This is a genomic window from Calidifontimicrobium sp. SYSU G02091 (assembly GCF_022631395.1).
Lineage (GTDB): Bacteria > Pseudomonadota > Gammaproteobacteria > Burkholderiales > Burkholderiaceae_C > Calidifontimicrobium > Calidifontimicrobium sediminis.
In genome coordinates this window covers 157,436-171,232 of record NZ_JALBGB010000005.1, presented here as the reverse complement: position 1 = coordinate 171,232, position 13,797 = coordinate 157,436, and the positions used below count along the sequence as shown (strand labels likewise).

At 71.4% G+C, this 13,797-nt stretch carries 13 protein-coding genes; 12 read left to right on the top strand and 1 reads right to left on the bottom strand.

Annotated elements, in window-relative coordinates:
* The first annotated feature begins 158 nt into the window (after positions 1-158).
* Genes MOJ79_RS05555 through MOJ79_RS05510 form a run of 10 tightly spaced genes read left to right on the top strand, consistent with a single transcriptional unit; the run spans position 159 to position 9,930 of the window.
* Positions 159-1,088, top strand: a complete 930-nt coding sequence (locus MOJ79_RS05555) for an ABC transporter permease (RefSeq protein WP_241923231.1) — start codon at positions 159-161, stop codon at positions 1,086-1,088.
* Between the two features lie 15 nt (positions 1,089-1,103).
* Positions 1,104-2,150 carry a formamidase gene (locus MOJ79_RS05550; protein ID WP_241923230.1) on the top strand — a complete coding sequence of 349 codons (1,047 nt, stop codon included), beginning with the start codon at positions 1,104-1,106 and terminating at the stop codon, positions 2,148-2,150.
* Positions 2,150-2,833, top strand: coding sequence for a biuret amidohydrolase (gene biuH / locus MOJ79_RS05545; RefSeq protein WP_241923229.1), 684 nt, complete (start codon positions 2,150-2,152; stop codon positions 2,831-2,833). The genes MOJ79_RS05550 and biuH overlap by 1 nt, the downstream gene beginning before the upstream one ends.
* Positions 2,833-4,464 carry an ABC transporter ATP-binding protein gene (locus MOJ79_RS05540; RefSeq protein WP_241923228.1) on the top strand — a complete coding sequence of 544 codons (1,632 nt, stop codon included), beginning with the start codon at positions 2,833-2,835 and terminating at the stop codon, positions 4,462-4,464. The genes biuH and MOJ79_RS05540 overlap by 1 nt, the downstream gene beginning before the upstream one ends.
* Complete coding sequence (locus MOJ79_RS05535; protein ID WP_241923227.1) at positions 4,461-5,186, top strand: cysteine hydrolase family protein; 726 nt, start codon at positions 4,461-4,463, stop codon at positions 5,184-5,186. The genes MOJ79_RS05540 and MOJ79_RS05535 overlap by 4 nt, the downstream gene beginning before the upstream one ends.
* Before the next feature lie 6 nt (positions 5,187-5,192).
* Positions 5,193-6,206 (top strand): ABC transporter permease, encoded by a 1,014-nt coding sequence (locus tag MOJ79_RS05530; protein WP_241923226.1) that lies wholly within the window; start codon positions 5,193-5,195, stop codon positions 6,204-6,206.
* A 2-nt stretch (positions 6,207-6,208) separates the two neighbouring features.
* A complete protein-coding gene (locus MOJ79_RS05525; protein WP_241923225.1) occupies positions 6,209-7,105 on the top strand; it encodes an ABC transporter permease in 897 nt (298 codons plus the stop codon).
* Positions 7,106-7,107: 2 nt separating this feature from the next.
* Entirely contained in the window at positions 7,108-8,178 is a 1,071-nt protein-coding gene (locus tag MOJ79_RS05520) for an ABC transporter ATP-binding protein (RefSeq protein WP_241923224.1), read from the top strand.
* Complete coding sequence (locus MOJ79_RS05515) at positions 8,171-9,181, top strand: oligopeptide/dipeptide ABC transporter ATP-binding protein (protein ID WP_241923223.1); 1,011 nt, start codon at positions 8,171-8,173, stop codon at positions 9,179-9,181. Before MOJ79_RS05520 ends, MOJ79_RS05515 begins: the two co-directional genes overlap by 8 nt.
* A 29-nt stretch (positions 9,182-9,210) precedes the next feature.
* The gene (locus MOJ79_RS05510; protein ID WP_241923222.1) at positions 9,211-9,930 is read left to right on the top strand and encodes a GntR family transcriptional regulator; all 720 of its coding nucleotides are present in this window, start codon (positions 9,211-9,213) and stop codon (positions 9,928-9,930) included.
* 207 nt (positions 9,931-10,137) lie between these two features.
* On the opposite strand, the gene MOJ79_RS05505 is transcribed toward MOJ79_RS05510, so the two are convergent.
* Complete coding sequence (locus MOJ79_RS05505) at positions 10,138-10,890, bottom strand: aspartate/glutamate racemase family protein (protein WP_241923221.1); 753 nt, start codon at positions 10,888-10,890, stop codon at positions 10,138-10,140.
* A gap of 222 nt (positions 10,891-11,112) precedes the next feature.
* Here MOJ79_RS05505 and MOJ79_RS05500 point away from each other — a divergent pair, with 222 nt between their 5' ends.
* Positions 11,113-12,777, top strand: coding sequence for an ABC transporter substrate-binding protein (locus tag MOJ79_RS05500; protein ID WP_442863098.1), 1,665 nt, complete (start codon positions 11,113-11,115; stop codon positions 12,775-12,777).
* Between the two features lie 58 nt (positions 12,778-12,835).
* Positions 12,836-13,789, top strand: coding sequence for an ABC transporter permease (locus tag MOJ79_RS05495; RefSeq protein WP_241923220.1), 954 nt, complete (start codon positions 12,836-12,838; stop codon positions 13,787-13,789).
* Positions 13,790-13,797 lie beyond the last annotated feature (8 nt).

Below are 13,797 nucleotides of genomic sequence, written 5' to 3'. Positions count from 1 at the left end.
TCGGTACGTCGCAAGCGCCGACCGACCGCCATCGTGGATAACCCTGCATCACCTCACTTCGCAAGCTGAAGGGAGGGTAGTCCAGTGAGCGCCGCGCGGCCGCTGCGAGGGCGCGCCTTCGCCACCGACGAGACGGGCCGCACGGCCGGGGCAACGCCATGAGTGGCTCGCCGATCGTCGACGTGCTGATCGCGGTGCTCGCCGGCGCGATCCGCGTCGGCACGCCGTTCCTGTTCGTCAGCCTCGGCGAGTGCCTCACCGAGAAGGCCGGCCGCATCAACCTCGGCCTCGAGGGCGTGCTCGTGTTCTCGGCGATGGCCGGATTCGGCGGCGCCTACCTCAGCGGCCTGTGGTGGGTCGGCGTGCTCGTGGCCGGCGCGAGCGGGGCGCTGATCGCGCTGGTGCATGGCCTGGTCAGCAGCCTGCCACGCGTCAACGACATCGCCGCCGGCATCGCCATCATGATGCTCGGCACGGGTCTGGCGTTCTATCTCGGCAAGCCGCTGATCCAGCCCCAGGCGCCGCAGGTGCCGGCGCTGCCGCTGGGCACCTGGCTCGGCGTCGATCCGGGCAGCCCGCTGCACTCGGCGCTCGGCATCAATGCGCTGTTCCCGCTCGGCGTGCTGCTCGCGATCGCGCTCGCCTGGGGGCTGAAGAACACCGGCTGGGGGCTGAAGGTGCGCATGGTCGGCGACTCGGCCGACGCCGCGCGCGCGCTCGGCACGTCGGTCATCTCAGTGCGCGTCGCGGCGACGACCGCCGGCGGCTTCATCGCCGGCCTCGGCGGCGCGTCGCTGTCGCTGTACTACCCCGGCAGCTGGAACGAAGGTCTGTCCAGCGGCCAGGGACTGATCGCGGTGGCGCTGGTGATCTTCGCGCGCTGGCACCCGGTGCGCTGCCTGTGGGCCGCGCTGCTGTTCGGCGGCGCTGGCGCGCTCGGGCCGGCGCTGCAGTCGGTGGGCGTCAGCGGCCACTACTACCTCTTCAACGCCGTGCCCTACGTGCTGACGCTGGCGATCCTGGTGTGGACCTGCTCGCCACGCCGCAGCCTGCAGGGCGCCCCGATGGAACTCAACGTCAGCCGCTGAACAAGGAGTGCACGCATGAACGGACTCGGAGGTCTCAACAAGTCGCCGCACGGCGTCGTCGTCGGACTGGTGCAGCTGCAGCTGCCGCTGGTCGAGACGCCGGCGCAGCTGAAGGCGCAGGCCGAACGCATCGCGTGGATGGTCGGCAAGGCGCGGCGCAACCTCGGCACGATGGACCTCGTCGTGTTCCCGGAATACGCGCTGCACGGGCTGTCGATGAGCACCGCCCCCGAGCTGATGGTCACGCTCGACGGCCCCGAGGTCGCGCTGTTTCGCCAGGCCTGCGTCGAACACCGCATCTGGGGCTGCTTCTCGATCATGGAAGCGAACCCGCACGGCAACCCGTACAACACCGGTCTCATCATCGACGACCGCGGGGAGCTGAGGCTGTACTACCGCAAGCTGCACCCGTGGGTGCCGGTCGAGCCGTGGGAGCCCGGCAACATGGGCGTGCCGGTGTGCGAGGGCCCCAACGGCTGCAAGCTCGCGCTGATCATCTGCCACGACGGCATGTTCCCGGAGATGGCGCGCGAGGCCGCGTACAAGGGTGCCGAGATCATCCTGCGCACGGCGGGCTACACCGCGCCGATTCGCCACGCCTGGAAGATCACGAACCAGGCCAACGCCTTCCAGAACCTCGCGCAGACCGCGAGCGTGTGCCTGTGCGGCAGCGACGGCAGCTTCGACAGCATGGGCGAAGCGATGTTCTGTCACTTCGATGGCACCGTGCTCGCCGAGGGCGGCAACCGGCCCGACGAGATCGTCACCGCCGAGCTGCGGCCCGACCTCGTGCGCGAGGCACGCGCGCTGTGGGGGGTCGAGAACAACCCCTACCAGCTGTTCCACCGCGGCTACGTGGCCGTCAAGGGCGGCGCGCAGGACTGCCCCTACTCCTTCATGCACGACATGGTCGCCGGCCGCTACCGCCTGCCGTGGGACGACACGATCGCCGTGCGCGACGGAACTCCCTGCGGCTTTGCCGCGCCCACGCGCGCCTACCGCGGCGCCGAGCCGAACCCGTTCGAAACCCCTGCCTCGTCCTCGCTCAGAAAGGCCGCGTGATGCCCACGATCGCCGCCAATCCCTACCCCTGGCCGTTCGACGGCGACCTGCGGCCGGCGAACACCGCACTCGTCGTGATCGACATGCAGACCGACTTCTGCGGCGTGGGCGGCTACGTCGACCGCATGGGTTACGACCTGTCGCTCACGCGCGCGCCGATCGGACCGATCTCGCGACTGCTCGCAGCGTGCCGCACCAAGGGCCTGCACGTGATCCACACCCGCGAAGGCCATCGCCCCGACCTGTCGGACCTGCCGGCCAACAAGCGCTGGCGCTCGCAGCGCATCGGCGCCGGCATCGGCGACCCGGGGCCCTGCGGACGCATCCTCGTGCGCGGCGAGCCGGGCTGGGAGATCATCCCCGAACTCGCGCCGGCCCCGGGCGAGCCGGTGATCGACAAGCCCGGCAAGGGCAGCTTCTGCGCCACCGACCTCGAACTGATCCTGCGCACACGCGGGATCCGCAACCTCGTGCTCACCGGCATCACGACCGACGTGTGCGTGCACACGACGATGCGCGAGGCCAACGACCGCGGCTTCGAGTGCCTGATCGTCGAAGACGGGACCGGCGCGACCGACCTCGGCAACCACCAGGCCGCGCTGAAGATGGTGACGATGCAAGGCGGCGTGTTCGGCGCCGTGTCGTCGTCGGCCGCGATCCTCGAGGCGCTGGCCGCGCTCTGATGCACCGCACGACGGCGATGACGGCGCTCGCGCTCGAGACTTACCGGCTGACGAAGCGCTTCGGCGCGTTCACCGCGCTCGACGCGGTGTCTGTGCGGGTGCGACCCGCAACGGTGCACGCGCTGCTCGGCGAGAACGGTGCCGGCAAGAGCACGCTCGTCAAGTGCATCGTCGGCTACCACCGGCCCGACGAGGGCGCCGTGCTCGTCGACGGCCGCGAGCACGACATCCACGCGCCCACCGTCGCGCGCGCACTCGGCATCGGCATGGTCTACCAGCACTTCACCGTCGTGCCGGGCATGACGGTGGCCGAGAACCTGCTGATCGCCAAGGGCGACCTGCCGGCCGTCGTCGACTGGAAGCGCGTGCGCGCCGAGCTGCGCGCGTTCATGGACAGCGCGCCGTTCCGGCTCGACCTCGACGCGACACCACTCGAGCTCTCGGCCGGCGAGAAGCAGAAGCTCGAGATCCTCAAGCAGCTGTACCTGAGCCCGCGACTGCTCATCCTCGACGAGCCGACCTCGGTGCTGACGCCACAGGAGGCGGACGAGGTGCTCGGTGCGCTGCGCGAGCGCGCGCACGCCGGCGCGTGCAGCGTCGTGATGATCACGCACAAGTTCCGCGAGGTGACCGCCTTCGCCGACGACGTCACGGTGCTCAGGCGCGGCCGCCTGGTCGCAAGCCTGCCGGTGGCGGGAACGGATGCGTCCGAGCTCGCCGCGCGCATGGTCGGCGACGACCCGGCAGCGCGCGAAGAAGCGGCCGAAGCGCGCGCGCTGGCGCGGTCGGCGGCACCGCCAGGCGCCGTGCGGCTCGCGATCCGTGGCCTGACGGTGCGCGGCGACCGCGGGCAAGTCGCGGTCGACGCGCTCGACCTCGAGGTGCGTGCCGGCGAGATCGTCGGCATCGCGGGCGTCTCGGGCAACGGCCAGCGCGAGCTGATGGAGGCACTGGCCGGGCAGCGGCGGCGCGAGGCGGGCGCGGTGGAAGTCGGCGGCCGACCGTACCGCGCGACGCGGGCGCAGAACCGGGCGCTGAAGGTGCGCGCCCTGCCCGAGGAGCCGCTGCGCAACGGCTGCGTGGCGTCGATGAGCGTGGCCGACAACATCGGCCTGCGCAGCTTCGATGCCGCGCCGCACGCCCGGGCGGGTTTTCGCGTGCCGGGCTCGCTCGCCAGGCGTGCGCGCGAACTGATCGCCGCCTACCGCGTGAAGACGCAGGGCGAGAGCGCGCCGATCGGGTCGCTGTCGGGTGGCAACGTGCAGCGCGCGGTGCTCGCGCGCGAGCTGTCCGACGACGCCGACGTGCTGCTGGTCAGCAACGCGGCGTTCGGGCTCGACTTCACCGCGGTGGCCGAGGTGCACGCGCGGCTGATCGCGGCGCGCGACCGCGGCGCTGCCGTGCTGATGGTCAGCGAGGACCTCGACGAGTTGCTGCACGTGGCCGACCGCATCGTCGTGATGAGCGAAGGACGGCTGGTGTACGAGTGCCGCGCCGAGGGCGCCGACCGGCACGACATCGGCCGCTTCATGGGGGGCCACGGCGCGCAGCACGGCACGGCCGACATGCGGGTGATCCCCTCTCGTGCCGCCACCGCCCCGACGATCGACAACGACCGCATCGCCGCATGAACGTCCTGCCCCGTGCGTCCCGCCGCGTCGTCGTGCGCGCGCGCCCGTTCGACTTCGCGCTCGACCCCGGCCGCGCGGCGCTCGTCGTGATCGACATGCAGCGCGACTTCATCGAGCCCGGCGGCTTCGGCGCCGCGCTCGGCAACGACGTCTCGCTGCTGGCCAGCGCCGTCGCGCCGACGCGGGCGCTGCTCGACGCCTGGCGCGCACGCCGCTGGCCGGTGGTGCACACGCGCGAATCGCACGCACCGGATCTTTCGGACTGCCCGCCCGCCAAGCGCGAGCGTGGCAGCCCGCAGCTGCGCATCGGCGAGCGCGGGCCGATGGGCCGGCTGCTGGTGCGCGGCGAACCCGGCTGCGAGATCGTCCCCGAGCTGGCGCCCGTGGCGGGCGAGATCGTCATCGACAAGCCCGGCAAGGGAGCGTTCCACGCCACCGGCCTGCACGACGAGCTGCAGCGGCGTGGCGTGACGCAGCTCGTGTTCGCCGGCGTCACGACCGAGGTCTGCGTGCAGACGACGATGCGCGAGGCCAACGACCGCGGCTACGACGGCCTGCTGGTCGAGGACGCGACGGCGAGCTACTTTCCGGCCTTCAAGGCGGCGACGATCGAGATGATCGTCGCGCAAGGCGGCATCGTCGGCTGGGCCGCGCCGCTGGCCGCCGTCCAGGCGGCGCTGCAGGCGGCACCACCGGCCGACACGGCGGCGGTGCCGCACTGACGCACCATGGGCCGCATCGTCCTCAGGCGTTTGCTCTCGGCGCTGCCGAACCTGGCCGGTGTCGTCGTCGTCACCTTCGTGCTGACCCGCGCGATCCCGGGCGACCCCGCCGCGTACTTCGCCGGTCCGGCGGCGTCGGTCGAGGCCATCGAGCAGGTGCGCGCGCAGCTCGGGCTGGACAAGCCGCTGCTCGACCAGTTCCTCGCCTACGTCGCCAGCCTGGCCAGGGGCGATCTCGGGCTGTCGCTGACCACCGGCCAGCCCGTGCTCGACGAGCTGATGTCGCGCCTGCCGGCATCGCTCGAACTGGTGCTTCTCGCGCTGGTGCTGGCCTGCGCGGTGGCCTTGCCGCTGGGGGTGGCGGCCGCCACGCGGCCGGGCTCCTGGATCGATCAGGTCGCGCGGCTCGTCACGACCGCCGGCGTCTCGCTGCCGGCCTTCTTCACCGGCCTGCTGCTCGCCTACGTCTTCTACTTCCTGCTCGGCTGGGCGCCGAGCCCGCTCGGCCGGCTGGACCCGATGTACTCGCCGCCGCCGGCCGTGACGGGGCTGTACCTGGTCGATGCTGCGCTTGCCGGCGACGCTACGCTGTGGTGGGCCGCCTTCCGGCAGCTGATCCTGCCGGTCGTGACGATGGCGATCTTCGTGACCGCGCCGATCGCGCGCATGACGCGCGCCTCGATGCTCGCCGTGCTGTCGTCGGACTTCGTGCGCACCGCGCGCGCCAGCGGACTGTCGCGCCACACCGTGCTCGTGCGCTACGCGCTGCGCAACGCGCTGCTGCCGGTGGTGACGACGCTGGGGATGGTGTTCGGCTTCATGATCAGCTCGTCGGTCGTCATCGAGAAGGTGTTCGGCTGGCCTGGCGTGGGCAGCTACGTGATCGACGCGCTGACCGCCAGCGACTACGCACCGGTGCAGGGCTTCGTGCTCACGATGGGGCTGCTGTTCGTGCTGCTGAACCTGGCGATCGACCTGCTGTACGTGCTGATCGACCCGCGCGTGACGATCGAGGCCTGACGATGAACGCCACCCCTGCTGCTGGCGTCACCACCGCCGCGGACCCCCGCGCCACCGGCGGCAGCATCGGCCACGTGCGCCACGTGCTGTCGGACAACCCGGTGACGCTGATCGCGGCGGCCATGTTCTGCGCCTTCGTGCTCGTCGCGCTCGTCGGGCCCTACGTCGTGCCGCACGACCCGCTGGCGAGCAACGCCGGCAGCGCGCTGCAGCCGCCGTCGGCGCAGCACTGGTTCGGCACCGACGCGCTCGGGCGCGACATCTTCTCGCGCGTCGTCGTCGCCACGCGGCTGGACCTCGGCATCGCCTTCACCGCCGTGCTGATGAGCTTCGCGATCGGCATGCCGTTGGGCCTGGCGGCCGGCTTCTTCGGCGGCTGGTGGGACCGCATCGTCTCGCGCCTCGCCGACACGATCATGGCCTTCCCGCTGTTCGTGCTCGCGATGGGCATCGTCGCTGCGCTGGGCAACACGGTGGGCAACATCATCCTCGCCACCGCCGTCATCAACCTGCCTTTTTACATCCGCGTCGCGCGCGCCGAGGCCAACGTGCGCCGCAGCGCCGGCTGGGTCGAGGCAGCGCGGCTGGCCGGCAACCGCGAGGCGCGCATCCTCGTGCGCCACGTGTTCCCGAACACGCTGCCGCCGGCGATGGTGCAGGTCAGCCTGAACATGGGCTGGGCGATCCTGAATGCCGCCGGCCTGAGCTTCATCGGCCTGGGTGTGCGCCCGCCCGAGCCCGAGTGGGGCATCCTGGTCGCCGAGGGCGCGCAGTTCATCGTCAGCGGCGAGTGGTGGGTCAGCCTCTTCCCGGGCCTCGTGCTGATGCTGGCGGTGTTCACCTTCAACCTGCTCGGCGACGCGCTGCGCGACATCTTCGACCCGCGCAGAAGGACCTGACGATGGACGCCATTCAGCCCCCCCTGCTCGACGTGCGCGGCCTGGGCCTCGAGTTCCGCACCCGCAGCGGCACCGTGCGCGCGCTCGAGGGCGTCGACCTCCAGGTGCGCCGGGGTGAGGTCGTCGGCCTCGTCGGCGAGAGCGGGTCGGGCAAAAGCGTGCTGTGCTACGCGATGCTGGGCATCAGCGACCGTGCGGCACGTGTCACCGGCGGCACCGCGACCTTCGGCGGGCTGGACCTGCTGCGCGCCGACGAGCGCACGCTGGCCGACCTGCGCGGACGCGAGATCTCGATGATCTTCCAGAGCCCGCGCACGGCGCTCAACCCGATCCGGCCCGTGGGCCTGCAGATCGAGGACGTGCTGCGCCGGCACGCCGCCGCGCGCGGGCCAGACCTGACCACGAGCCTGCGCGAACGCTCGGTGCAGGCGCTGCGCGAGGTGGCGATCGCCGACCCGCAGCGGCGCTGGCACGCCTACCCCTTCGAGCTGTCGGGCGGCATGTGCCAACGCGTGATGATCGCCCTCGCGCTGGCGTGCCGGCCCAGCCTGCTGATCGCCGACGAGCCGACCACCGGTCTGGACGTGACGACGCAGGCCGCGGTGATGGACCTGATCACCGAGCTCGCGCGCGAACGGCAGATGGCCACCCTCTTCATCACGCACGACCTGGCGCTGGCGGCCGACCACTGCGACCGCATCGTCGTGATGCACGCCGGTCAAGCCGTCGAGAGCGCACCGACGCGCTCGCTGTTCACCGCTGCCCGGCACCCTTACACCGCGCGGCTGATCGGCAGCACGCCCGGGCAGCGCAGCACGATCGCCACGCTGGCGCCCGTGCCCGGCAACCTCCCCGACCTGCGGCGCCGCGACCTGCCGGCGTGCCGCTTCGCCGAACGCTGCGAACGCGCCGACGCGCGCTGTCACAGCGAACGCCCGCCGCTGGCCGATCCCTGCCCCGGCACCGGCGCTGTCCACGCCGTGGCCTGCTGGCACCCGCTGCCGCCGCACGCACCGTCGATGGCGGCCGTCGCGGCAACGACCCCTGCCGATGCCGAGGTGCTCGATGACTGAGACGCTCGCCGCTGCGCCGCTCGATGCCGCGGCCCCGGCCGGCGCACCGCTGCTGCGCGCCGAGCGCCTGGGCAAGCGCTTCAAGGTGGACGCACGGCGCGGCGCGCAACTCCTCGCCGTCGACGACGTCGACCTCGAGGTCGGCGCCGGCGAGAGTGTCGGCCTCGTCGGCGAGTCGGGCTGCGGCAAGAGCACGCTCGTGCGCCTGCTGGCGCGACTGCTCGACCCGAGCGAAGGGCGCATCGTGTTCGACGGCGAAGACCTCGCAGCGATCCCCGCCGCGCGCTTCGCCAGGCACCCGAAGCGACCCGCCATCCAGATGGTGTTCCAGGACCCGACCGACAGCCTGAACCCCCGCTACACCGCGCGCGAGACGATCGCCGAGCCGCTTCGGCTGCTGGCCGGCCTGCGCCGCAGGGACGTCGACGCGCGCGTCGACGAGGTCGCTGCCCAGGTCGGATTGCCCACGGAGCTGCTCGATCGCTTTGCGCACCAGTTGTCGGGTGGACAGAAGGCGCGCGTGGGCATCGCTCGCGCGCTCGCGGTGCGGCCTCGCCTGCTGATCCTCGACGAGCCGACGGCGGCGCTCGACGTCTCGGTGCAGGCCGTCGTGCTGCAGCTGCTCGAGCGGCTGCGACGCGAGCTGGGGCTGTCGTACCTGTTCGTGTCGCACGACCTGAACGTCGTGCGCCTGCTGACCGAGCGCGTGGCCGTGATGTACCTCGGCCGCATCGTCGAGCAGGGGCCGTCGGAGGCGATCTTTCGCGCGCCCCGGCACCCCTACACGCGCGCCCTGGTCAGCGCGATCCCGGGCCAGGGACCTCGCATCCGGCTGGCCGGCGAGGTGAGCAGCCCGATCGACCCGCCACCGCAGGTGTGCCGCTTCGCGAGCCGCTGTCCGCAGGCGCAAGACCGCTGCCGGCGGGAGATGCCGCGGCTGTTGCCCCTCGCCGCGCCTGCGGGCGCGCGGCAGCGGCTCGTCGCCTGCCATTTCGCGGCGTGAGGTCGTCCGTGAGGCATCATGGGCCACTGATGTCCGCGCCCCGCTCCTCCTTGCACCGAGCAGCCGCCCCGCGCGCGAACCTGGCAGACCAGGTCTATGCCGCGCTGAAGGCGGAACTGCACGATTTCCGCCTCGTGCCCGGTGACCGGGTGCACGAAGCCGAACTCAGCGAGCGCCTCGGCGTCAGCCGCACGCCGGTGCGCGAGGCGCTGTTCCGGCTGCGCAACGAGGGGTTCTTCGACGTCGAGGCCAAGAGCGGCTGGTTCGTCAAGCCGATCGACTTCGCGCGATTGGACATGTTGTACGACTTGCGCATCGTGCTCGAGAGCGCTTCGCTGGCCAAGCTCGCGCACCGCGAGGACGACCCGCCCGCGCTCGATGCGCTGAAGGCGGTTTGGCTCGTGCCGGCGAGCGAGCGTCTGGCCGACGCGCGTGCCGTGGGCGAGCTCGACGAGCGCTTCCACGCCACGCTGGTGGAGGCGGCCGGCAACACCGAGATCGCGCGCGTGCACCACGATGTGACCGAGCGCATCCGCATCGTGCGCCGGCTCGACTTCACGCGAGCCGATCGCATCGACGCGACGTACCAGGAACACGCGAAGATCCTGCGCGCGGTGATGCAGCGCAAGACCGACCAGGCGCAACTGCTCTTGAAGAGCCACATCGAGCAAAGCAAGGCCGAGGTGCGCAAGATCACGCTGCACGCGCTGCACGAGGCGAGACTGCGGCAGAGTCCGTTGCAGATTTGACGTTTAGCCGGCTGCGCGCCGCCGCCTTTGCAACGGGGCCGGCACACGGCCCTGCGCGGCATCGCAACCGGGGCTGCCGCGCGCGACGCCGCAGGTTGTCCTCAGTCCTGCCCTGCCACGCGCGCCGGCACGGCGCTCATCGTCGCGTCGTGGCGCACGGGCGGTGCGTCGACGCGCCTGCGACGCTGGCGCTTGCCGCCCGCGTGCTCACTCGCTGCCAGATGACGGCGAGTCGCCCAGCGCAGCCGCCCAGCCGGTGTAGCGCTTCGGCAGCGGCGCGGCGTAGTCGCCGCGCTTGGAGGTGCGCAACCCGAGCGCGGCAAGCCCCTCGGCGAACTTGACCGCCGCAGCGACGCCGTCGACCACCGGCACGCCGAGGCGCGTCTCGAGCGCGCGGCACAGGGGCGCCATGCCGGCGCAGCCCAGCACGACCGCACCGCTGCCGTCGCGCTCGAGCGCCGCCGCCGCGGCGCGCTCGATCGCATCGACGGTGGCCGGCGCGCAGTGCTCGAGCTCGAGCACCGGGATGTCGGTGCCGTGGATGCCGCGGCACTGGCGCTCGAAGCCGTAGCGCTGCACGAGCCGCTCGGCGATGACGCAGGTGCGCGTCATCGTCGTCACGACCGAGAAGCCGGTGGCGAGGAACGACGCGGCGTGGAACGCCGCCTCGGCGATGCCCAGCACGGGCGCCTCGACGACCTCACGCGCGGCGTCGAGGCCCGGGTCGCCGAAACACGCGACGACGACCGCGTCCGGCCGCCACGCCGCCGCAAGCCGCACCTGCTCGGCGACGCCGGCAGCGGCGAACGCCTCGTCGTAGTGACCCTCGATCGACAGCGGCCCGAAGCTCGGCTGCACCGGCACGATCTCGGTGCCCGCCGCCGCCACCTCGCGCGCCGCGGTGGCGATCGAGGCCGTCATCGGCGCCGAGGTATTCGGGTTCACGAGCAGGATCTTCATGGGGCGCTATGGCATCCTCGTGGTGCATTTTGCATACAAAAGCACAGGCGGGCGGCGGCCGCCTGCCCTGCAACGGTGCAGCTCGAGTCCCCAGCGATGGCACATCGATTGCATACAAGTGTTCAAGCACGCCGCGTGCCGCCCGGGTGGCCGCAGCATCGGTTCGCCGCGACGCCCACGCCCGGGGTCGCAAGCTTCGTTCCTTCCACCACAGGAGTCGAGATGACACGTTTCGCCCCCCTGCCGCAGCGCGGCGCCTTTGCGGCGCTGTGCGTCGCGGCCGCGCTCGCCCTCGCCGCCGCCGCGCCCGCCGCCGCGCAGGAGAAAGTCCTGCGCATCGCGATGACCGCCGCCGACATCCCGCGCACGCTCGGCCAGCCCGACCAGGGCTTCGAGGGCAACCGCTTCACCGGCATCCCGATGTACGACGCGCTGACGCACTGGGACCTGTCGAAGGCCGACGCGCCGAGCGTGCTGATCCCCGGGCTGGCGCTGTCGTGGCAGGTCGACCCCAAGGACAAGACGAAGTGGGTGTTCAAGCTGCGCCCGGGCGTGAAATTCCACGACGGCTCCGACTTCAACGCCGACGCCGTGGTCTGGAACGTGCGCAAGGTGCTCGACAAGGACGCCGTGCACTTCGACGCCAGCCAGGTCGGCGTCACGGCGTCGCGCATGCCGACGCTGCGCAGTGCCCGCAAGATCGACGACCTGACGGTCGAACTGACGACGAGCGAGCCCGACTCGTTCCTGCCGCTGAACCTGACGAACCTCTTCATGGCCAGCCCCGCGCACTGGCAGAAGAAGTTCGACGCCGCACCGGGCGCGACGCCGGCCGACAAGGCCAAGGCGGCATGGACCGCCTTCGCCGCCGACGCCAGCGGCACCGGGCCGTTTCGCATGGCGCGCTTCGTGCCGCGCGAGCGGCTCGAACTCGTCGCGAACAAGGCCTACTGGGACCCCAAGCGCACGCCCAAGATCGACCGCGTCGTGCTGCTGCCGATGCCCGAGGCGAATGCGCGCACCGCCGCGCTGCTGTCGGGCCAGGTCGACTGGATCGAGGCGCCCGCGCCCGATGCGCTCGCGCAGATCCAGAGCCGCGGCTTCAAGCTGTATTTCAACCAGCAGCCGCACGTGTGGCCATGGCAGCTCTCTTTCGTCGAGGGCTCGCCGTGGCTCGACAAGCGCGTGCGCCACGCGGCCAACCTGTGCGTCGACCGCACCGGGCTGCTCAAGCTGCTCGGCGGCATGATGGCGGTGCCCAAGGGCACGGTGCCGCCCGGTCACCCGTGGTGGGGCAACCCGAAGTTCGACATCCGCTACGACGTGCCCGCGGCGCAGAAGCTGATGCAGGAGGCCGGCTTCTCGGCGGCCAAGCCGCTGAAGGTCAAGGTGCAGATCTCCGCGTCGGGCTCGGGGCAGATGCAGCCGCTGCCGATGAACGAGTTCGTGCAGCAGTCGCTCAAGCAGTGCTACTTCGACGTCGAGTTCGACGTCATCGAGTGGAACACGCTGTTCACGAACTGGCGCAAGGGCGCGAAGGACCCGTCGGCCAACGGCGCCAACGCGATCAACGTCAGTTTCGCGGCGATGGACCCGTTCTTCGCGATGGTGCGCTTCGTGAGCACGAAGACCTTCCCGCCGGTGTCGAACAACTGGGGGTATTTCGGCAACGCCGAGTTCGACAAGCTGATCGCCGACGCCCGCACCGCGTTCGACGACAAGCAGCGCGACGCAGCGCTCGCCAAGCTGCACGCGCGCATCGTCGAGGAGGCGCCGTTCGTGTGGATCGCGCACGACGTCGGCCCGCGCGCGATGAGCCCGAAGGTCAGGAACGTCGTGCAGCCGCGCAGCTGGTTCATCGACATCGCACCGATGACGATCGAGTGAAGGCCGCCACGCGGTGCGCCGCCTGGCGCACCGCCCCCGCAAGCCCGGTTGAGCGCCGATGATCGCGTTCCTGCTGCGCCGCCTGCTCTACACGCTGCCGATCATGCTCGGCGTGGCGCTGGTGTGCTTCGCGCTCGTGCACCTGTCGCCCGGCGACCCGCTGGTGTCGATCCTGCCGCCCGACGCCTCGGCCGAGCTGCAGAACCAGCTGCGCACGCTCTACGGCTTCGACCGCTCGTACCCCGAGCAGTTCGCGAGCTGGGTCTGGCGCGCGCTGCACGGCGACCTCGGCACCTCGATCGCCACCGGCCGCCCCGTGACCGAGGAGGTGACCAAGGCGGTGGGCAACACGCTGCGGCTGGCGGTGCTCGCGACGCTGATCGGCTTCGCGCTGGGCAGCGTGTTCGGCTTCGTCGCGGGCTACTTCCAGAACTCTTGGGTCGACAAGGCGGCGTCGCTGACCTCGGTGCTCGGCGTCAGCGTGCCGCACTACTGGCTCGGCATGGTGCTCGTGATCGTGTTCGCGGTGCAGCTGAACTGGCTGCCGCCCAGCGGCGCGGGGCCCGGCAGCTCGGCCGACTGGGTCTGGGACTGGGAGCACCTGCGGCACATGATCCTGCCGGCGGTGACGATGAGCGTGATCCCGATGGGCATCGTCGCGCGCACCGTGCGCGCGCTGGTGGCCGAGATCCTCGCGCAGGAGTTCATCGTCGGCCTGCGCGCCAAGGGGCTGACCGACTTCGGCATCTTCTGGCACGTCGTCAAGAACGCGGCGCCGACCGCGCTCGCCGTGATGGGCCTGCAGCTGGGCTACCTGCTCGGTGGCTCGATCCTGATCGAGACCGTGTTCTCGTGGCCCGGCACCGGCTTCCTGCTCAACAGCGCGATCTTCCAGCGCGACCTGCCGCTGCTGCAGGGCACGATCCTCGTGCTCGCGACGTTCTTCGTCGTCCTCAACCTCGTCGTCGACGTCGTGCAGACGCTGCTCGACCCGCGCATCGCGCGCGCCTGAACGGACCG

Excerpts from the sequence above, each read along its gene's own strand:
- MOJ79_RS05515 (WP_241923223.1), top strand. The coding sequence starts at position 8,171 with ATGACTGAGACGCTCGCCGCTGCGCCGCTCGATGCCGCGGCCCCGGCC.
- MOJ79_RS05525 (WP_241923225.1), top strand. The coding sequence starts at position 6,209 with ATGAACGCCACCCCTGCTGCTGGCGTCACCACCGCCGCGGACCCCCGC.
- MOJ79_RS05555 (WP_241923231.1), top strand. The coding sequence starts at position 159 with ATGAGTGGCTCGCCGATCGTCGACGTGCTGATCGCGGTGCTCGCCGGC.
- MOJ79_RS05505 (WP_241923221.1), bottom strand. The coding sequence starts at position 10,890 with ATGAAGATCCTGCTCGTGAACCCGAATACCTCGGCGCCGATGACGGCC.
- MOJ79_RS05550 (WP_241923230.1), top strand. The coding sequence starts at position 1,104 with ATGAACGGACTCGGAGGTCTCAACAAGTCGCCGCACGGCGTCGTCGTC.
- MOJ79_RS05530 (WP_241923226.1), top strand. The coding sequence starts at position 5,193 with ATGGGCCGCATCGTCCTCAGGCGTTTGCTCTCGGCGCTGCCGAACCTG.
- MOJ79_RS05500 (WP_442863098.1), top strand. The coding sequence starts at position 11,113 with ATGACACGTTTCGCCCCCCTGCCGCAGCGCGGCGCCTTTGCGGCGCTG.
- MOJ79_RS05520 (WP_241923224.1), top strand. The coding sequence starts at position 7,108 with ATGGACGCCATTCAGCCCCCCCTGCTCGACGTGCGCGGCCTGGGCCTC.
- MOJ79_RS05540 (WP_241923228.1), top strand. The coding sequence starts at position 2,833 with ATGCACCGCACGACGGCGATGACGGCGCTCGCGCTCGAGACTTACCGG.
- MOJ79_RS05495 (WP_241923220.1), top strand. The coding sequence starts at position 12,836 with ATGATCGCGTTCCTGCTGCGCCGCCTGCTCTACACGCTGCCGATCATG.
- MOJ79_RS05535 (WP_241923227.1), top strand. The coding sequence starts at position 4,461 with ATGAACGTCCTGCCCCGTGCGTCCCGCCGCGTCGTCGTGCGCGCGCGC.
- biuH (WP_241923229.1), top strand. The coding sequence starts at position 2,150 with ATGCCCACGATCGCCGCCAATCCCTACCCCTGGCCGTTCGACGGCGAC.
- MOJ79_RS05510 (WP_241923222.1), top strand. The coding sequence starts at position 9,211 with ATGTCCGCGCCCCGCTCCTCCTTGCACCGAGCAGCCGCCCCGCGCGCG.